The sequence below is a fragment of the Thermosulfuriphilus sp. genome, from assembly GCF_054026695.1.
In genome coordinates this window covers 92701-112116 of sequence record NZ_JBPMLP010000053.1, presented here as the reverse complement: position 1 = coordinate 112116, position 19416 = coordinate 92701, and the positions used below count along the sequence as shown (strand labels likewise).

Here is a 19416-nt window from a genome sequence, read left to right as displayed (position 1 = left end):
GAAAGCGGGGCTAAATCCGGCTCCGACTCAAAAAATAGTAAGCCAGAAGGCACCCTCCCACAGTGATGGCCGAATCGGCAATGTTGAAGGCTGGCCAGTGGTAGCCAGTCCAGTGGACGTCGATAAAATCGATTACCCGATGGAAACGGATTCGATCGGTAAGATTGCCCAGGGCTCCACCAAAAACAAGGCCTGTCCCTAGGGCGAGGACGGCCGGCCTGTCCTTGGCCGTGACAAAAATCCAGACGATCATGGCCAGGGCCAGAAGACTCACGGTGACAAAAAAATAGTGTCGCCAGCCCTCCTCTCCGGCCAAAAAGCCGAAAGCTGCTCCGGTATTCTCGACTAACGTAAGGTCAAGCAGACCGGGGATAAGTACCCTTGGGCCCTGGACAAGGGCTTTAAGGGCCCAGGCCTTAGAGGCCTGATCCAGAAGATAGACCACCAAGACTGGGCTTAAAAAGAGGCCGAGACCACGTCGTTCCATCGTCCTTTGACCACCTCGTAACAGCGACCACAAAGGGTCGGATACTCGGCAAACTGCCCGACCTCCACCGACCAGGTCCAACACCGCTCGCACTTTTTCCCCGGAGCGTGGCGGACCAAAAGGGCAAAGCCAGGGAGATCTTCTGAGCGATAAAGAAGCTCATCAGGGGCCGGATCAGGGAGCTCTTCAACCCACTTGGTTGAAGAGACAATGGCCAGAAAGCGCAGGAGCCCCACATTCTCCTTCACAAAGGATCCAAGTTCACCGGAGGCCGAGAGTATCAGCTCCGCCTCCAGGGCATTCCTGATAATCTTGGCCTCTTTTCGGGCCCTCTCAAGGGCCCTGGTAATCTCGGAACGAAGTTCAAAGAGTCTTTCCCATTTTTTTAACAATCCCTTTGGGAGATCAGCAAGGGGCGGCTCCGGAAAGGTACTAAGATGAACACTTTCCTCCCGCCCCTTTCCAGGTAGGTAACTCCAGATCTCTTCGGCCGTAAAGGAGAGTACCGGAGCCATTAACTTAGTGAGGCTAATCAGGGCCTGATAGAGTACAGTCTGGGCTGAACGCCGGATCAAGGCCTCCGGAGCCTCACAATAGAGGGTATCCCTCATGATGTCGATATAGGTGGCACTGAGATCGACCACACAGAACTGGTGGAGACGATGGTAAACTAGATGAAAATTGTAATCTTCGTAGGCTTTACGGACCCGATGGATAAGCTCCGAGAGGCGGTAGAGCATAAGGCGATCGAATTCGGGCATCTTTTCCGGAGGCACAAGATCCTTCTGGGGATCAAAGTCGTAAAGGTTTCCTAGGAGAAAACGGGCAGTATTGCGGATTTTCCGATAGGCCTCAACCAAGCGTTCGAGAATCTCTTTGCCGATCTTAATGTCATCGCGATAGTCTTCGGCCGCCACCCAGAGGCGAAGGATCTCGGCCCCGTATCTCTTGATAATTTCCTCCGGTCGGATGACGTTACCCAGGCTTTTAGACATCTTCCGACCCGCCTCATCGACCACAAAACCGTGGGTGAGTACTGCCTGATATGGAGCCTGCCCCCGGGTACCTACAGAACAGATAAGAGAGCTCTGAAACCAGCCTCGATGCTGATCGCTGCCCTCAAGGTAAAGATGGGCCGGATAGTCATGGTCTGGACGGGGCTCAAGGACAGCCGCCCAGGAGACCCCAGAATCAAACCAGACGTCAAGGATATCGGTCTCCTTACGGAAGGACTCTCCCCCACAGTGGGAACAACGGATGCCAGAGGGCAGAAAATCCCCCACGGGGCGTTCAAACCAGACATCGGCTCCGGCCTCTTCAAAAAGGGAGACCACCCGTTTGGAGACTGTCTCGTCCTTAAGCGGCTCACCGCACTTTTCACAAATAAACACACAGATGGGCACTCCCCAGGCCCTCTGGCGGGAGATACACCAATCAGGCCGAGAGGCAACCATATTGCGAATCCGCTCTTTTCCCCAGGCCGGGATCCACGAAACCCGATCTATCCACTCGAGGGCCTTTTCCCGAAGTCCCTTAACATCAAGGGAGATGAACCACTGTTCGGTGGCCCGATAGATAACCGGGCGCTTACAACGCCAACAGTGGGGATAGCTGTGTTCGATCTCCTCTTGGAGGACCAAGGCCCCCCGGGCCTCAAGATGGGCGATAATCTTCTCGTTGGCCGCAAAGACAAACTCTCCCCCAAAAAGAGGCAGATCATCCCGAAAACGGCCCCGTTCGTCCACCGGACAGTAGACATCCAGGCCGTACTTAAGGCCGCTGGTGTAGTCTTCATCTCCGTGGCCCGGCGCTATATGAACACAGCCGGTACCGGCCTCAAGGGTTACGTAATCGGCCAAGATAATCACTGAATCCCGGTCGTAAAAGGGATGTCGGAGGTGTTTGCCCTCCAGAGCCTCAGGAGAAAATCTTTCGATGATCTCATAATCCTCTGTACCTATCTGAGTCACCAGGGAGAGGGCGCGACCTTCGGCCACGACGAAATACTCATCTCCGACCCGCAAAACGACATATTCAAACTCCGGATTCATGGCCACAGCCAGATTGGCCGGAAGGGTCCAGGGGGTGGTTGTCCAGATGAGAACCGAGGCCTTTTTGCCTCTGAGGACCGGAAGGACCTCTAGGAGATCATCGACGACGTCAAAACGAACGGTAATCGAGGGTGAACGATGAGGATAATATTCTACCTCGGCCTCGGCCAAGGCCGTTACACAGGTTGGACACCAATAAACCGGTTTCTTGCGCCGGTAAACATTTCCTTGATGGAAAAAGGCCAAAAACTCCCGGGCGATTACGGCCTCGTAGTCAGGAGTCATGGTCAGATAAGGATTTTCCCAATCTCCAATGACCCCCAGACGTTTGAACTCCTCGCGTTGAATATCGATAAAACGCTCAGCATAGGCCCGACAGTGACGCCGAACCTCAAGGACGGGCAACTCCCCTCGCCGGGCCTTAAGCTCCTTTTCGACATTATGTTCAATAGGAAGACCATGACAGTCCCAGCCGGGAACATAGGGACAGTTAAGACCCATCATCCGACGACTCTTGAGGATAAAATCCTTCAGCACCTTGTTTAAGGCAGTGCCCATGTGAATGTGCCCGTTGGCGTAAGGAGGACCATCGTGAAGGGTAAAACGGGGTCGTCCCTGGCCGATCTTTAGCATCTTCTGATAGAGCCCGTTTTCCTGCCAGCGTTTGAGCATCTCTGGCTCTCGTTGGGCTAAGTTGGCCTTCATGGGAAACTTGGTCTTGGGAAGATTGAGAGTCTCGCGCCAGTCCGGCATTGTCTCCTCCTGTGCTACTTAACTGAGTTTGGCCAGGGCCTCTTTGATCCGGGAGATACCTTTTTCTATCTCTTCTTCAGAGGTGGCGAAGGAAAGCCGGATACAGGAATCTTCTCCAAAAGCAATCCCCGGAACACAAGCCACTCGAGCCTCCTCAAGCAGGTAGTCCGCCATATCCAGAGAGCCGCTAATAGTCCGGTCCTGCCAACGGCGGCCATAGTAGGCCGAAAAATTCGGAAACATATAAAAGGATCCCTGAGGAAGTACACAGCTGACCCCAGGGATCTCCAAAAGAAGGCGGATCATCAAATCCCGCCGCCTTCGGAAGACTTCAACCATCTCTTTGAGAGAATCCTGGGGGCCAGTAAGGGCAGCTAAGGCGGCCTTTTGGGAGATAGAACAGGCATTTGAAGTGCTCTGGCTTTGGATCCTGGCCGCTGGCCTTATCAGATCCTCCGGGCCCACCAGCCACCCTAGGCGCCAGCCTGTCATGGAATAGGTCTTAGAGACCCCATTGACAACAAGGGTCCTGTCCATGACCCGGGGCTCAAGGGAGACAACATTAAAAGGGGAACGACCATCGAAGCGGATCAAGTCGTAGATATCGTCGCTAAGGATATAAAAATCGTGTTTTAAGGCCAACTCTGCTACTGCCTTCAAAAATTCTGGAGAAAGAATCACTCCGGTGGGATTTGAGGGGCTGTTAATGATAATCATCTTAGTTTTGGGCCCTATGGCCTCGGCCACTGCCGAAAAAGAGGGTTCAAAGCCCTTTTCCTCACTGGTCGGAACAACCACCGGTCTTCCCCCACAGATCTCCACGATTGGGGGATACGAGACCCAATACGGAGAAAGGATGATCACCTCATCTCCTTCATCTATCAAGGCCATGGCAGCATTAAATATGGCTTGTTTGCCCCCAGAGGTCACCGTTACTCCTTCGGGACTGTACTTGAGGCCGTAATCGGCCTCAATCTTCCGGACGATAGCCTCTCTGAGCTCCGGGATACCCGGCACTGGGGTATAGCGAGTAAAGCCCTGATCAATAGCCTCACCGGCGGCCTTTTTAATGAACTCAGGGGTATCGAAATCAGGCTCTCCGGCCGAAAGATTGACCAGATCCACCCCCTGGGCCCGCATGGCCTTGGCTTTGGCATTTACTGCCAATGTTGGAGAGGGTTTGAGATCCCTTACCCGACGTGAAAGCCCTTTTCCCATAGCCTTTTCCTTTCTATCAGATTTCAATAAACGACTTCTTTAAGATAAAGCCCCTGAGGGGGGGCTGGTGGCGGAGCCAAGGACCGGTCTCGGGCCTCCATTAAGGCTACAAACTCTTCTGGGCTCATTCTTCCCTGCCCCACCCTGACCAGAGCTCCGGCTAGATTTCGCACCATATAACGCAAGAAGCCGTCAGCAGTAATCTCAAACCGAATCATTCCAGCCACCGGAACCCGCTTGATGATCGCCTCATAGACCGTCCGCACCGTAGTCTTAGTAGATGTGCCGGTGTTGCGAAAACTGGCAAAATCCCTCCGACCACAGATATGGGGCAAACAGGCCCTCATGGCCTCAAGGTCAAGTCTATCTGGTAACCACCAAGCATAGTTGCGCCAAATGGCTGAACGTACCGGCCGAGAGATAATCTGGTAGAAATAGGTCTTTCTTTTGGCTGAAAACTGGGCATGAAATTTAAGTTCAACCTCTTCCACTTTGATAATGGCCATATCACGGGGCAGAAGGGCATTCAAGGCCCTCTTGAGGCTGGCAGTGTCCATCCGGGAGGTGGTCTTAAAATTGGCAACCTGCCCCAAAGCGTGGACTCCAGCATCAGTGCGTCCTGCCCCTCGGACGCTGACTCGATGATTTAGGATCCGCGAGAGGGTCTCTTCAAGGACTCCTTGAATGGTCGGCCCGACCCGCTGTTTCTGCCAACCAAGATAGTTAGTGCCATCATATTCAATGGTCAGCTTGATGTTTCGCACCAGCGCCCCCTTTATCAGGGGTAAAGGGCCGGCAACTCAAGCCCCAAGGTTTCCTTAAGGCCAAACATCAAGTTCATGTTTTGGAGGGCTTGCCCGGAAGCCCCTTTGACTAGATTGTCTATTACCGAAATGATGACCATTTGCCGGGCCCGAACATCAAAGACTACGGCCAGCCGACACTGATTCGTCCCTCGAACATGACTCACATCGGGGAGGACGCCTCGAGGAAGCACCAAAACAAAAGGCTCATCTGCATAATACTCCATCAGAACCTGTCTTAGGTCCTCATCCGTGGCACCTTCGTTAGGGATGACATATATCGTAGAAAGAATCCCCCTGTTTACGGGAAGAAGGTGCGGGGTGAAGGAAATGGTCAAAGCCCTGCCCGCAGCCTTGGAGAGCTCTTGTTCCATCTCCGGAATGTGGCGATGACGGGGAAGACCATAGGCTCTAAAGGCCTCGTTGACCTCAGAGAAGATCAGGGGCAATTTAGCGCTCCGGCCGGCTCCCGAAACCCCACTTTTGGAATCAACAATGATCCCAGAGGCCTTGATAAGGCCTTTGGCCAGGAGCGGATAGAGGGCCAGAATAACACTGGTGGGGTAACAGCCTGGATTGGCCACCAGCTTGGCCTTCCGGATCGCGGTTCGCCAGAGCTCCGGGAGACCATACACCGCCTCGGGCAGAAGGTCCTGAGCAGTATGGGGAGTTTCGTACCAATCTTCGTAAACACGAGCGTCTTTTAGGCGAAAATCTGCTGAAAGGTCAATTACCCGGAGACCAGCAGCCAGAAGATCCGGAACCATGGCCATGGCTGCCTTGTGTGGCACGCAACAGAAGGCCACCTCAGCTTGGGAGGCTACCTGCTCAAGATCCGGCTCAATAAAGAAAAGATCAGGATAAAAAGGGCCTAGGGAAGGAAAAACTTCCCCTAAGGCCTTACCGGCCTCTTGGCGCGAGGTGACACAGGTAAGCTCTACCTGAGGATGAGAGGCCAAAAGACGTAAAAGCTCAGCTCCGGTGTAACCAGTAGCCCCAATAACGGCAACGGCAATTTTTTTCTCAGACATCGCTTTAAAAACTAAAAAGGGGAAGGTCCGCCTTCCCCTTTTTGGATTTGCCCTTCCTTAAAATAAATCCAAAACTAGCGCTTTGAGTATTGCTGGCCTCTTCTGGCCCCACGAAGACCATACTTCTTACGTTCCTTGACCCGGGCATCCCTGGTAAGGAAACCAGCCTTTTTGAGGGAGGAGCGAAAATCAGGGTTATAAAGGACTAAGGCCTTGGCTATCCCATGGCGGATGGCCTCGGCCTGGGCCGACTTCCCCCCCCCACAGACCGTGCAGATCACATCAAATTGGCCCTTTGTACCGGTAAGATCAAAGGGTTTATCAACCACAAACCGGGCCACCTCTGTATCGAAAAACTGTTCAAAATCCTGATTATTAACCTTGATCCGCCCGGCCCCTGGGGTCAGCCAGACGCGGGCAATAGCTGTCTTCCTTTTCCCTGTGGCGTAAAATCTAGTCTCAGCCATGTCGAACACCTCGATTATAGTTCTAGTTTTTCGGGCCGTTGGGCCTGATGAGGATGAACCTCACCCCGATAAACCTTGAGCTTCTTTAGGAGCTTGCGGGAGAGGCGATTCTTGGGCAACATCCGCTTGACCGCCAGACGAATAACCTCCTCGGGCTTTTGAGAGAGCATCTGGGCGGCAGAGCGAACCTTAAGACCTCCCATATAGCCAGAGTGCCGGTAATAAAACTTATCGCTGAGTTTTTTGCCTGTAAGGCGGACCTTGTCGGCATTAATAACAATGATGAAGTCTCCGGTATCAAGATGCGGGGTAAACTCAGGCTTGTGCTTGCCTCGAAGCCGCAAGGCAATCTGAGTGGCCAAACGCCCAAGAACCTTGTCCTTGGCATCAACTACGTACCACTTTCTCTTTATCTCATTGACCTTTGGCAATGGAGTTTTCATGGGGTCTTCCCGCCTTTCTCCTCAAAGTTTTTTAAAAAAATCCTCGGAACAGCGTCGAATGTTTAAAAGAAGATGGGCAACTTGTCAAGCAATTGCTACTTATTTAGGGTCACATTGCACCTCTTGGAGCGGGGAACTCTTTAGATCATCATCCCTTAGGCCAATCAACCATCACCCCCCTAGTTCATCTTGAGATTCTCTAGTAAGGAAAGTTTTTCCTTTATATCTAAAATAGAGCGTCTTCGCTTTTAAGTGTGTAATTTCGAGTTTTTTTAAAAAGACGCTGGTCAAAAAATTTTAGTTCGAGCAAGAAACTTGACTTTTTAGGGGAGACTTTGTTTCGTCTAGGCGTGGAGTTTTTCTTCAAGGTCAAGACCGTGTCAGAAATATTAGACATCCTGGTCTCTTTTCCGCCCCTTCCGGAAGAAGAAATCCCTTTGTCTTTGGCCCAGGGGCGCTTTGCCGCTCATGATATCCTCTCCCCGGAGGATCTTCCCCCCTTTGCTCGGAGCACCATGGATGGCTACGCCGTTCGGGCTGAGGATACCTTTGGGGCCCGAGAGGCAGAACCGGCCGTTCTAAAGATAATAGGTGAGATCGCCATGGGGGAGGCCCCCCATCTCCGGCTCTCCTCCGGCCAAGCCGTCAAGATCGCCACCGGAGGCATGCTCCCTGAGGGGGCTAATGCAGTGGTCATGATCGAACACACTGAGGCCGTAGGAGATCTGGTAGAGGTTCTTCGTCCGGTGGCTCCATGGGAAAACGTCATCAAAAAGGGAGAAGATATCTCCAAGGGAGACCTTCTTGTACCCAGGGGCAGCCGGCTTTCACCGGCCCTCCTTGGGCTTTTGGCCGGTGTAGGTATAAGCAGCCTCGTTGTAAGGAAGCAACCGCAGGTGGCTATAATTTCCACTGGAGACGAACTTGTTGAGGCCACAAAGAGGCCCCCGCTGGGGAAGATCCGGGATATAAATAGTGTCTCTCTTTCAGCAGCCGTTAGACAGGCCGGAGGGCAACCTATTATAAAAGGGATTATTCCTGATGTCCGGGAGGCCCTTTTTGAGTCCGTCTTAAACGCCCTTGATCAAGCAGAAGTGGTCCTTATCTCTGGGGGCTCATCTGTGGGTACCAGGGACTATACCCTTAAGGTAATAGAGGACCTTGCGGGCTCGGAGCTTCTCTGTCACGGTCTGGCTGTCCGCCCCGGCAAACCTACCATTTTGGCCCGGGTGGGGACAAAGGCCGTCTTCGGTCTTCCAGGCCAAGTAACCAGCGCCCTTCTCATCTTCTACATCCTTGTCCGGCCCTTGCTTTGCCACCTTCAGGGGGCCCAAGGAGATGGCCTTTTCCTACCCCGGACGAAAGCCCGGGTCAGCCGAAACCTGGCCTCGGCTTTGGGCCGGGAAGATTATATCCGGGCCCGGATCATCCACCAGAAAGATGGACTCTGGGTAGAGCCGATCTTCGGACGCTCCGGACTCCTCTCTCCTATGGTGAAGGCTGAAGCCCTGATACGTATTCCCCAAAACACTGAAGGTCTATATCAAGGAGAGTTGGCCGAGGTCTTCCTCCTCCCTTAAAGGGCAATTTTATTGCTTAAGGGGCCTCTTTGTGCTTTAAAGACGGAAAAGATCGATTTGGAGGTGGGCGGTGGCCGGGACGTACGCTGGAAGACTTCTTAAGGTCAACCTTTCCACCGGCGAGATCAAAACCGAGGAAATCCCCGAGGATCTCTTTAGAAAATATCTCGGTGGTCGGGGTCTAGGAACGAAGCTTCTCTTCGATCTCATGGATCCTGGAGTCGATCCCCTGGGGGCAGAAAACCTTCTCATCTTTGCCACCGGCCCCCTTACGGGCACTCCAGCCCCCACGGGTGGACGATATATGGTCCTCTGCAAAAGTCCCCTCACTGGGCTCATCGCCTGTTCTAACTCTGGTGGCCATTTTGGAGCCGAGCTCAAGGCCGCTGGTTTCGATCTCCTGGTTCTCATGGGTCAGGCCGAAAGACCGGTCTATCTCTCTATAAAAGACCAAGAGGTTGCCATCCGTCCGGCCGATCATCTCTGGGGGCTGACCACCGATGAGACCGTAACCAAAGTGCTCGAAGATTTTGGAGATGCAAAGGCCAAGGTGGCCTGCATTGGTCCGGCCGGAGAAAACTTGGTTCGCTTTGCCTGCATTATAAATGATCGACACCGGGCAGCCGGTCGTTCCGGGGTAGGAGCGGTTATGGGCGCCAAAAGGCTTAAGGCCATTGTCGTCCGAGGCACTTGGCGTCCACAGGCTCCGGAGGAAAAAGTATTTATGGATTTTATCCGCGAAAAAAACGAAATCCTCCGCCAAGACGCCATCACCGGCGAAGGCCTCCCCAGGCTAGGAACCAAGGTCCTTGATTCCATCATCAATGCCCACGGCCTCTATCCTACCAAAAACTTTCAGACCGGAGTATTTGAGGCCACTAGTGAGGTCTCTGGTGAGGCCCTGGTGGAAAAGGGCTACCTTAAGAAAAACAAAGGCTGCTATGCCTGCCCTATCCGCTGTGGCCGGGTGACAGAGCTTCCCACCGGTAACAAAGGAGAAGGTCCTGAATATGAAAGCGGCTGGTCCCTTGGGGCCTGCTGTGGAGTCAAGGATCTCATTGCCGTAACAGAGGCCAACTATCTCTGTAACCGTCTAGGGCTTGATACCATCTCCTGCGGGGTGACCATCGCCTGTGCAATGGAGCTTTACGAACGAGGCCATATTCCCAAAGATGACCTGGCCAAGGGGCCAGAGCCCCGCTTTGGAAGCTCGGAGGCCATTGTCTACTACACTCGAGCCTTGGCCTACCGCCAAGGCTTCGGAGACAGGCTTGCCGAAGGGGCCCTAAGGCTCGCCCAAAGCTATGGACATCCAGAACTGGCCATGACTGTCAAGGGTCAGGAACTCCCTGCCTATGATCCCCGAGGGGCCCAGGGCCACGCCCTTCAATACGCCACTTCTAATCGCGGCGGCTGTCATGTTCGTGGTTACCTAATCGCCCCCGAGATCCTCGGTGTCCCCGAGAAGCTAGACCCCCAAGAAACACGGGGAAAGGCCCAGTGGGTAAAAATATTCCAAGATCTTACGGCGGTTATAGACTCGCTTGGTCTGTGTCTCTTTACCTCTTTTGCCCTGAAGGCCGACGACTATGCCCAGCTCCTTTCCGCAGCCACTGGCCTTAACTACACCACGGCAGAAATGCTCCTCTGTGGAGAGCGCATCTGGAACCTGGAAAGAATCTTTAATCTTAAAGCCGGACTTGATCCCTCCCAAGACACCCTTCCAGAAAGGTTTCTCAAGGCCCCCATGCCCGAAGGACCCCAGAAAGGTGCCGTTGTCCGGCTATCTGAAATGCTTCCTGATTACTACCGAGAGAGAGGCTGGGATGGCTCTGGAAGGCCTACCCCAGAGAAGCTCCAGGAATTAGGTCTGGTCTGAGACCATTTTCTCCATGAAGGTAAAGCTCCGGTTCTTTGGTCTTTTGCGCCTCGATCTCCAGAAAGAGGAGCTATCGCTTTTGCTACCCGAAGGGGCCTCTGTGCGGATGGCCCTGGAGAAGGCAGCCCAAATCCTGGGCCCAGACCTCAAAAATCGCCTTCTTGAGGGAACAGGACCAAGGAGAGGAACAATAATCCTCATTAATGGGAAAAATATTCTTTACATTAAAGGCTTAGATACAGAACTTAAAGAAAAAGATAAAATTGATCTCTTTCCTCCAGGGGCCGGTGGCTAGGGGCATCTTTGCCAGACAACTATCGGTGATCTCCGAGGCCGACCATCAGCTCCTGAGCCAGGCCAAAGTTTTGGTGGCCGGGCTAGGTGGTCTGGGGGCAGCCGTCTCGGAGGCCTTGGTACGCTTGGGCATCGGAGGACTGGTGTTGGTCGATCCTAGCCGGATCGACTGGCCGGACATCAATCGCCAAATCCTCTACACCGCTGAAGATATTGGCCGGCCCAAGGTGGAGGTGGCCCTGGAGAGGTTGGCCAGGATAAGGCCAGGAGTCCAACTTTGGGGCTACCAGCAGGAGATTGGAGCAGATTTTTCTGTTCCCGAAGGGATCTCTGGAATCGTGGATGCCCTTGATAACTTCAGGGATCGTTTCATCCTTGATAAAGCCGCCAAAGAGGCTGAGGTCTTCCTGGTCCATGCTGGTCTAAATGGTCTCTTGGGTCAGGTAACAACTATCCTTCCTCATAGGGGGCCACGGCTGACGGAAATCTTCGCCGGTGCCGAACAAAGCTCAGTGTCTCCTCCGGCCCTGGCCCCTATATGTCTCCTACTGGGGGCCATAGAGGCCCTCGAGGTGGCCAAAATCATCATTGGTTTTGGGGGGACCCTAGTTGGACGCCTCTTGATTGTTGATCTACTAAATTATCGCTTTGAGATCATCCCCTTGAGGCAATAAAATTTTTAAATGGAAGGATATCAAATGAAGCGGAAGATTTATCTGCGCATGAAGCCCCTGTCTGAGGCCAGGGAGCTTTTTCTGGGTAACCTCACTTGGGACGACATTCTCAAGACCGAAGAGATACCGGTCTTTGAGGCCCGGGGGCGGATCACGGCTGAACCGGTCTTCGCCCGCCTCTCCTCGCCAACATTTAATGCTGCGGCCATGGACGGGGTAGCTGTCTGGGCAGAAGAGACCTTTGGGGCCAGTGAGACCACCCCTATCTCCCTCCGTCTAGGCCGAGAGGCTGTGATGGTGAATACTGGAGAGCCCCTTCCTGCCGGAAAAAATGCTGTCATTATGGTGGAACATATCCACTTTTTAGATGATGAAATGATTGAGATCCGGGCACCGGCCTATCCATGGCAACACGTACGCAAGGTTGGTGAGGATATTGTCTCTGGTGAGCTCCTTTTTACCCAAGGCCACCGATTAAGTCCTTGGGATTTAGGGGCCCTTTTAGCAGCCGGCCACCTTAAGGTAAGAGTCAAAGAACGACCTCGGGTGGCCATAATTCCTACCGGAGACGAACTCGTTGATCCCAGAGAAGGATTTGAGGCCCTTCCAGAAGGAAGGGTTATCGAATTCAACTCTGCCATTTTAGCAGCCCAGGTGGAGGAATGGGGAGGCAGACCGAGTGTCCTTCCTATTGTAGCCGATGACATCAATGCCTTAAAGGAGACAGTCTCAGGGTGTCTCGGAAGGTATCATCTTCTCTTTATTATTGCCGGAAGTTCAGCTGGAAGCCGGGACTTTACTGCTGCCCTGGTAGAGGAGATGGGAGAACTCCTGGTCCATGGGGTGACCATTATGCCAGGCAAACCGGTAGTTCTCGGCCAAATCGAAAAGACCCCGATAATAGGAATTCCCGGATATCCGGTTTCGGCAGTGGTAGCCATGGAAGCCTTGGGGAAATCAGCTTTTGAGGCCTTGTTGGGGACGAAACTCCCGGCCCCACTGCGGATTCAGGCCCACTCTGGTCGGAAGATCCCTTCTCGTCTGGGGATTGAAGAGTTTATCCGAGTCAAGGTGGGGGAGGTCTCTGGACACCGGGTCTTTCTGCCTCTTAAAAGAGGAGCCGGGGCCATAACCACCCTCACCCGGGCTGACGGAATCGTCCGCATTCCTGAAAATAGTGAAGGGATCCTGGCCGGAGAGAAAATGGAGGTCGAGCTTCTGCGGCCTGAAAAGGATCTGGATCAAAGTATCCTCGTGGTTGGCAGTCACGATTTGGCCCTTGAGCTTCTGGGTCAGTTTCTACGCCGCCATTATCCAGAGCTAGAACTCTCGTCGGCTCATGTAGGAAGCCTGTCCGGGATTTTGGCCGTAGGCGAAGGGCTGGCCCACTTGGCTGGATGCCATCTCTTCGACCCTCAGAGCGGGGATTTCAATCTGCCCTACATCAGAAAATACCTTCCCAAAACACCGGTCCGCCTGATCCACTTTGCCCGTAGATCCCAAGGACTGATCCTTCCTCCAGGAAATCCCAAAGCCATTGAATCCCTCTCTGATCTTGCTCGTGAGGGGGTAATCTTTATAAACCGCCAACCGGGTTCTGGAACCAGGGTGCTCCTTGATTATCATCTAAAACGTTTGGGAATCCGTCCCGAACGTATAAAAGGCTACGAACAGGAGGAGACCACCCATCTGGGGGTAGCGGTGGCCGTGGCCACGGGCCAAGCCGATGTTGGCTTGGGGATCAAGGCCGCTGCCAAGGTTCTGAACCTGGATTTTATTCCCCTTTTTGAGGAACGCTATGATCTCGTGGTAAGGAAGGATTTTTTTGAAGGCCCTCTTTTTGAGAAGCTTTATGAAGTCTTAAGGAATCCAGAGTTCGCCGAGGTTGTCTCCAGACTGGGGGGCTATAGAGTAGAGGAAATGGGGAAGATTATTCTTTCAAGCTTTTTTTCTGAAACTTGTCCAAAAAACACCCCTTTGGTAGAAGAGAGATCAAGGAGGTTTGGTATGGGTGAGATAGTTCAGGTCATCGGGCGCGAAATCCTTGATTCCCGCGGCAATCCCACAGTCGAGGCCGAAGTTCTTCTTGACAGTGGCTTCATTGGACGGGCAGCCGTCCCCTCTGGAGCCTCTACTGGCTCCAAAGAGGCTCTAGAGCTTCGAGACGGGGACAAATCGCGCTACAAAGGTAAGGGGGTCCTTAAGGCCGTTGAAAATATAAACAACATCATTGGGCCTGAACTTGAGGGGTTGGAGTCGAGTCAGCAGAGTTTTATCGACCAGACCTTACTCAACCTCGATGGCACGGAAAACAAAAGTCACCTGGGAGCCAACGCCATTCTAGCCGTCTCTCTGGCCGTGGCCAAGGCCACGGCCAGAGAACAAGGGCTTCCTCTTTACCAATATATTGGCGGAGTTGGGGCCCGGGTGCTTCCTGTACCAATGATGAACGTCTTAAATGGCGGGGCCCATGCGGACAACAATGTCGACATCCAGGAGTTTATGATCGTCCCCCTGGGGGCCCCGAGCCTCCGGGAGGCCCTAAGATATGGAGTGGAGACCTATCATGCCCTAAAGAGTGTCCTCAAGGGCTCTGGCCACAGCACGGCCGTGGGAGACGAAGGCGGTTTTGCCCCCAACTTGGCCTCTAACGAGGAAGCCCTGGAGGTCCTAGTTCGGGCTATTGAGGAGGCCGGGTTTCGAGTGGGAGACGATATCGCCTTGGCTATAGACGCTGCGGCCAGCGAGTTTTATAAAGACGGCCGTTATGTCTTTGTCGCTGAGGGCCGAAGCCGCTCGGCCGAAGAAATGATCGACTTCTACTCCCATCTGTTAGAAAACTACCCCATCGTTTCCATAGAAGATGGTCTAGCCGAGGATGACTGGATCGGCTGGAAGAAACTCACCGAGGCCTTGGGAGACCGAGTCCAGTTGGTGGGCGATGATATCTTTGTCACCAACACTCAGATCATCTCTGAGGGTATTAAAGAAGGGGTGGCCAATGCCGTCCTCATCAAGCTCAATCAAATCGGAACCCTAAGTGAGACTTTGGCAGCAGTAGAGATGGCCCATCGGGCTAGTTATCGGACCGTTGTCTCCCACCGTTCAGGAGAGACGGAAGACACCACCATTGCCGATCTAGCTGTGGCGACCAACTGTGGCCAAATCAAAACCGGGGCCCCTTGTCGGACTGACCGAGTGGCCAAGTACAACCAGCTCCTGAGGATCGAGGAGGAACTGGGGCCAGCAGCCATCTTTGCTGGCCCTAAAGCCTTTAGGACATGACCATCAACCGAATCCACCTCATAAGGGCTGTTCACCAGGCCTCGGCCCAAAAAGGGGGCCGGGGCCTGAATCGTTTTGAGGCTACAGCCCTGGTGGATCTATTCTTCTTACTCATCAAAGAGGCCTTCCTTAAGGGGGAAGACGTCCTCTTGTCGGGATTTGGGCGCTTCGAGGTCCGCTGCCGCGGTCCCAAAAAGGGGCGTAATCCCAAAACTGGCCAGGAGGTCGAGATCCCTCCGAGCTGGACCGTAACATTCAGGCCCTCTCGCAGTCTGCGCCATCGACTTCGCCAACCAGCCTGAGCTCTCCAGATAATTCTTCCAGACAGAATAGTGAAGTCCTGACTAAAAAGTGCCGATTAGACCAACAAGATGGGAAAGGGAGAGAATAGGCCATGTTTAAGGAGGTAAGGACCTTGGAAGGTAAGCGCCCTGAACCCGAATTCATGACTTTAGAAGAGGTCGCCGAGTATCTCCGTATCTCCATAAACACCCTTTACAAGATGGTCCAACAGAAACGCATACCGGCCCTCAAGGTGGGGCGTCTTTGGCGTTTTCGAAAGGATGAGATCGACGCATGGATGCGCGAGTGCGCCAATCAGGGAAGGGGCCGTCAGAAAGGCGGCAATGGCCAGAGAAGCTGACTCCTGCAAGCATGAGGGACGAACTCTTCCGGCTCCTCTGCCAACGGCTCCCCTATCCCCTCTCTGTCCACAGCCGGGACGGAAGCATCCTCTGGGCCAATCAGGCCTTTGCCGATCTGGTGGGTAAAGCTCTGGAGGAGGTCAAGGGGGAAAAATGCTATCGACTCCTCCATAACCTTGAAGCCTTCCCTTCCTTTTGCCCCCTCATGGAGGTCATCCATTTCAATCACCACACCACAGTTCGAACTGAAGAGATCATGCCTGGCCGAACGGCCGAAGTCACGGTAACACCCCTTGAGTTTGATAAAGAAGGGAAGGTTAAAACCTGTCTCCACCTAGTAAGGGAAATAACCGAAGAGATCGAACAGCTTAACCGACTTCGGCAGACCGAAAGGGCCTTTACAGCTATCCTGGATGCCTCTGTCTCTGGGATCGCCTTTTTGGTAGATCACTGTTTCCAATGGGTTAATCGGGGGTTTACAGAGATTCTCGGCTACGAGATGGCCGAAGTTCAGAACATGCCTCTCTCCAGCCTCTTTGACTCAGAGCTAGAGATAAACATCCGCCGCAAAGAGGCTCATCAGGCCCTAAGGCTCGAAGGACGCTATCGTTTCCAGAGCACTTTGAGGCATAAAAACGGCAACAAGGTCCATTGTCTGGTGGGATTGTCGCCCCTTGAGCGGACCAACCTTCGTCAGGGATTGGTGTTGACCATCATCGACATCTCTGATCTCACCAAGGCCCAGGCCAACCTGATAGAGGCCCATCAGCGCCTGGAATACGCCTATGCCAAGATCCGGGAGATCAACCAGGAGCTGGAAGTTAAGAATCGGGAACTTGAGCTAGCCAGACAAGAAGCCGAGGAGGCCAATCGGCTAAAGAGCGAGTTTCTGGCCAGCACCAGCCACGAACTTCGCACCCCGATCAACTCCATCATGGGCTTCCTCAAGCTCGTCCTCGATGGTCTCTATGACAATGAGGGAGAAATGCTCGATTTTGTGCGTACGGCTTACGAAAGCGCTGGCCATCTCCTTAACCTCATCAACGATGTCCTCGATGTGGCCAAAATCGAGGCCGGACGTCTGGAGATCGACTGTCTGCCCCTTAACCTCTCGGATTTCTTCACCGAGATCCGTCAACAGGCTCTGATTCAGGCCCGGAGTAAGAATATCTCGCTGGTGGTAGATGATCCTGGAAATCTCTATGTATATGCAGATCAGCAACGTCTCCGGCAGATCCTTGTCAACCTGATTGGCAATGCCATCAAGTTTACAGACAGGGGCGAGGTCCGGCTCTGGGCCGAGATAAAGCCGGGAACGGATCTAGTAGTTATCAATGTCCAAGATACAGGGATCGGTATTCCTCCAGACAAACTTCGGATCATCTTTGAGGCCTTTCGCCAGGTGGACTCTTCTCCTAGCCGTCCCTATGGTGGAACCGGGCTGGGTCTGACCATATCCAAAAAACTGGCCGAGCTTATGGGCGGCCGGCTCTCTGTGACCAGCCCGGGTCTTGGCCGAGGGACAATGGCTCGGGTCTATCTCCCGGCTGCCGGAGACCTCGATACCCGGACAGCCCCCATGGCCCCAGAGGCCAAAAAGCCTGTTGATGTCTTTGTGGTCTTCCGCAACCGAGTTGGCTATCCGGAGATAAAAGAAGTCCTTGAACAGAAGGAGCTCTCCTATCACCTCTTCTGTCATCCAGACGAGGTGGCGGCCATGATTGAGATAGACCGACGACCGAGGCTGATCATCTCAGACCTGATATTTCCCTGTCGGGAGGAGGCCAAAATCCGGACTGGAGAAGAATTGCTCAATTTTATAGACAAAACAGCCCCTTCGGTAGGAATGATCCTCTATGACGACACCGATGAACTCAAGACCGAAGAACTCCTTGAAGTCTACACCAACTGTCCATTTGAGATCCTTCCTAAACCCCCTCAAAGGCCTTCACTGCTCAAGGCCCTCTTCAGCCTAGGTATCCTTCAAGAACTTGAAGAACTTGAACAAAACGGCTGTTTTTGAAGGTCCTTAAGGATCAGATCTCTGACTTCAAAAGGGGAACGTCCTTCGGTCTCGATAGCCAAATGGGCTACCTTTTCATAAAGGGGGAGCCTTTCTTCAAGGGTGGTTCTTATCTCGGTCATCAAATCCTTGGCTTTGGTCAAGTAAGGGCGTTGACTTTCTGTCTTCCCATCGGAAAGGAGACGTTGATAGATGGTCTCCGGAGTGGCCTTAAGCCAGATGACCAGTGCTTGAGCCCTGATCTCTGGCCAAAGATCCTCATGGACTACGGCCCCTCCCCCACAGGCAACTACTAATTCCTGGCTTAGGGAGACAACCATCTCTAGGGCCTGACGTTCAAGAGCCCGGAAGACCGGCCATCCTTTCCGGGACACTATCTCCTTGATGGTCAAGCCGGCCTCCTTCTCTATGAGCTGATCAAGATCTACCCAATCCATCTCCAGGGCCTCGGCCAGGAGGCGGGCCTGGGTCGTCTTCCCAGTTGCTCGATAGCCTACAAGAAAGAGCTTCATCGCGGATACAGGGATTCAAAAACTTCCCAGTACTGGGGAAAACTCTTGGCCACACAGCCTGGATCTTTAATCTTTACCCCGGCCACCTTAAGGCCAATCAAGGAGAAGGCCATGGCTATGCGATGGTCATCGTAGGTCTCGATAGTGGCCCCTTTGAGGGGGACCTTACCCTCAATGATCAGCCCATCTTCAAGCTCTTCAACTATTCCTCCAAGGCGTCTGAGCTCCGTGGCCACCGCCGCCAAGCGGTCGGTTTCTTTGATACGAAGATGGGCTACATTGCGGATTACTGTTCGGCCATTGGCAAAGGCGGCTACAGAGGCCAGCGTAGGGACGAGGTCTGGCCAGCGACCCATGTCCAGCTCGAGGCCCTGAAGGTGGCCTGAGGAAGAAACCGTAACTGAGTTTGAAGAATAAGAGACCCGGCAACCCATCTGGGCCAGAATGCCCGCAAAGGCGGCATCGCCCTGGAGAGAGGTCTGGGGCAGATTAAGTACCGTAACCTCACCTCCGCAGATGGCCGCCGCTGCCAAAAAATAAGAGGCTGAAGAGGCATCAGCCTCAACCTGATAGTGACTGGCCAGATAGGGACCCCGACCAGGCCGAAAAAGACCCTCCTGACGATCGGTATCCACCCCAAAGGCCTTCATTACGGCCTGGGTCATGGCCACATAGGGCTCGGAGACAAAGCTATCACCTAGTTTGATCTCTGCCTGTCTCTGGGTATAGGGACCAACCAGGAGCAGGGCTGAAAGATACTGGCTACTTTTGGCCACAGAGACCTTGGTCGGCCCCCCGAAAAGCCCTTGGGCCTCCAGATAAACCGGAGGACAAGGACTTTCCTTGAGGAAGTAAGCCTTAAGGCCCCAGAGGGATAAGGCCTCGATGAGATCCTTTATAGGACGTTCGTCCATCCTTCGGGAACCAATAATAAAGGCCCCACCACGGCCCAAGGCACAGACAGCCGTAAGGAATCTTATTCCGGTACCGTTGTTGCCCATGTAAATAAGGCCCGGAGGGAGGGAGATCTTGCCGGCAGTGCCGGCGACCAGAAGGCTTCCATCTCGATCTTCAAACCTAGCCCCCAAGCCCGAGAGACCCCGACGCAAAAGCACGGTATCCTCACTTACCAGACAGCCATCAAGCCGAGAGATTCCCTCGGCCAAAGCAGCGCAGACCATGGCCCTTTGAGTTATACTCTTTGAGCCTGGAACTCGAACTCGGGCCTTGAGGGGACCTTTAAGCGGCCTTATCTTATAAAGATCCATAAGT

17 protein-coding genes and 1 pseudogene are annotated in these 19416 nt (G+C 53.5%); 9 read left to right on the top strand and 9 right to left on the bottom strand.

Annotated features, from left to right (window positions below; translation table 11 throughout):
- Window positions 1-10: 10 nt before the first annotated feature.
- From lspA to rplM, 7 genes are all read right to left on the bottom strand, one after another.
- Entirely contained in the window at window positions 11-487 is a 477-nt protein-coding gene (gene lspA, locus ACXJJX_RS09750; protein ID WP_456434404.1) for a signal peptidase II, read from the bottom strand.
- On the bottom strand, window positions 457-3291 hold the full coding sequence (gene ileS / locus ACXJJX_RS09745; RefSeq protein WP_456434403.1) for an isoleucine--tRNA ligase: 2835 nt from the start codon (window positions 3289-3291) through the stop codon (window positions 457-459). The genes lspA and ileS overlap by 31 nt, the downstream gene beginning before the upstream one ends.
- An 18-nt stretch (window positions 3292-3309) precedes the next feature.
- Window positions 3310-4509 carry a pyridoxal phosphate-dependent aminotransferase gene (locus ACXJJX_RS09740; protein ID WP_456434402.1) on the bottom strand — a complete coding sequence of 400 codons (1200 nt, stop codon included), beginning with the start codon at window positions 4507-4509 and terminating at the stop codon, window positions 3310-3312.
- Between the two features lie 23 nt (window positions 4510-4532).
- Complete coding sequence (truA, locus tag ACXJJX_RS09735; RefSeq protein WP_456434401.1) at window positions 4533-5273, bottom strand: tRNA pseudouridine(38-40) synthase TruA; 741 nt, start codon at window positions 5271-5273, stop codon at window positions 4533-4535.
- A 14-nt stretch (window positions 5274-5287) separates the two neighbouring features.
- The gene (gene argC, locus ACXJJX_RS09730; protein WP_456434400.1) at window positions 5288-6343 is read right to left on the bottom strand and encodes an N-acetyl-gamma-glutamyl-phosphate reductase; all 1056 of its coding nucleotides are present in this window, start codon (window positions 6341-6343) and stop codon (window positions 5288-5290) included.
- Between the two features lie 74 nt (window positions 6344-6417).
- Window positions 6418-6810, bottom strand: a complete 393-nt coding sequence (rpsI, locus tag ACXJJX_RS09725) for a 30S ribosomal protein S9 (RefSeq protein ID WP_456434399.1) — start codon at window positions 6808-6810, stop codon at window positions 6418-6420.
- Window positions 6811-6824: 14 nt separating this feature from the next.
- Entirely contained in the window at window positions 6825-7253 is a 429-nt protein-coding gene (rplM, locus tag ACXJJX_RS09720; protein ID WP_456434398.1) for a 50S ribosomal protein L13, read from the bottom strand.
- 335 nt (window positions 7254-7588) lie between these two features.
- On the opposite strand from rplM, the gene ACXJJX_RS09715 reads away from it, so the two are divergent.
- From ACXJJX_RS09715 to ACXJJX_RS09675, 9 genes and pseudogenes are all read left to right on the top strand, one after another.
- On the top strand, window positions 7589-8833 hold the full coding sequence (locus ACXJJX_RS09715) for a molybdopterin molybdotransferase MoeA (protein WP_456434397.1): 1245 nt from the start codon (window positions 7589-7591) through the stop codon (window positions 8831-8833).
- Window positions 8834-8903: 70 nt separating this feature from the next.
- The gene (locus ACXJJX_RS09710; protein ID WP_456434396.1) at window positions 8904-10712 is read left to right on the top strand and encodes an aldehyde ferredoxin oxidoreductase family protein; all 1809 of its coding nucleotides are present in this window, start codon (window positions 8904-8906) and stop codon (window positions 10710-10712) included.
- Between the two features lie 13 nt (window positions 10713-10725).
- A complete protein-coding gene (locus ACXJJX_RS09705) occupies window positions 10726-11007 on the top strand; it encodes a MoaD/ThiS family protein (RefSeq protein WP_456434395.1) in 282 nt (93 codons plus the stop codon).
- A complete protein-coding gene (locus ACXJJX_RS09700; RefSeq protein WP_456434394.1) occupies window positions 11000-11680 on the top strand; it encodes a HesA/MoeB/ThiF family protein in 681 nt (226 codons plus the stop codon). The genes ACXJJX_RS09705 and ACXJJX_RS09700 overlap by 8 nt, the downstream gene beginning before the upstream one ends.
- Window positions 11681-11689: 9 nt before the next feature.
- Window positions 11690-13606: pseudogene (locus ACXJJX_RS09695) on the top strand (molybdopterin biosynthesis protein); the annotation flags it as partial.
- An 81-nt stretch (window positions 13607-13687) separates the two neighbouring features.
- Window positions 13688-14965: a phosphopyruvate hydratase gene (gene eno, locus ACXJJX_RS09690; RefSeq protein ID WP_456434413.1), complete on the top strand. Its 1278-nt coding sequence runs from the start codon at window positions 13688-13690 to the stop codon at window positions 14963-14965.
- Window positions 14962-15267, top strand: a complete 306-nt coding sequence (locus ACXJJX_RS09685) for an HU family DNA-binding protein (RefSeq protein ID WP_456434393.1) — start codon at window positions 14962-14964, stop codon at window positions 15265-15267. The genes eno and ACXJJX_RS09685 overlap by 4 nt, the downstream gene beginning before the upstream one ends.
- A 113-nt stretch (window positions 15268-15380) precedes the next feature.
- A complete protein-coding gene (locus ACXJJX_RS09680) occupies window positions 15381-15608 on the top strand; it encodes a helix-turn-helix domain-containing protein (RefSeq protein ID WP_456434392.1) in 228 nt (75 codons plus the stop codon).
- Window positions 15609-15619: 11 nt separating this feature from the next.
- A complete protein-coding gene (locus ACXJJX_RS09675; RefSeq protein ID WP_456434391.1) occupies window positions 15620-17632 on the top strand; it encodes a sensor histidine kinase in 2013 nt (670 codons plus the stop codon).
- On the opposite strand, the gene ACXJJX_RS09670 is transcribed toward ACXJJX_RS09675, so the two are convergent.
- Together ACXJJX_RS09670 and aroA are read right to left on the bottom strand one after the other, a co-directional pair.
- Window positions 17593-18144, bottom strand: coding sequence for a shikimate kinase (locus tag ACXJJX_RS09670; protein ID WP_456434390.1), 552 nt, complete (start codon window positions 18142-18144; stop codon window positions 17593-17595). The two genes, ACXJJX_RS09675 and ACXJJX_RS09670, sit on opposite strands and share 40 nt — an antisense overlap.
- On the bottom strand, window positions 18141-19412 hold the full coding sequence (gene aroA / locus ACXJJX_RS09665; protein ID WP_456434389.1) for a 3-phosphoshikimate 1-carboxyvinyltransferase: 1272 nt from the start codon (window positions 19410-19412) through the stop codon (window positions 18141-18143). Before aroA ends, ACXJJX_RS09670 begins: the two co-directional genes overlap by 4 nt.
- Between the last annotated feature and the right edge of the window lie 4 nt (window positions 19413-19416).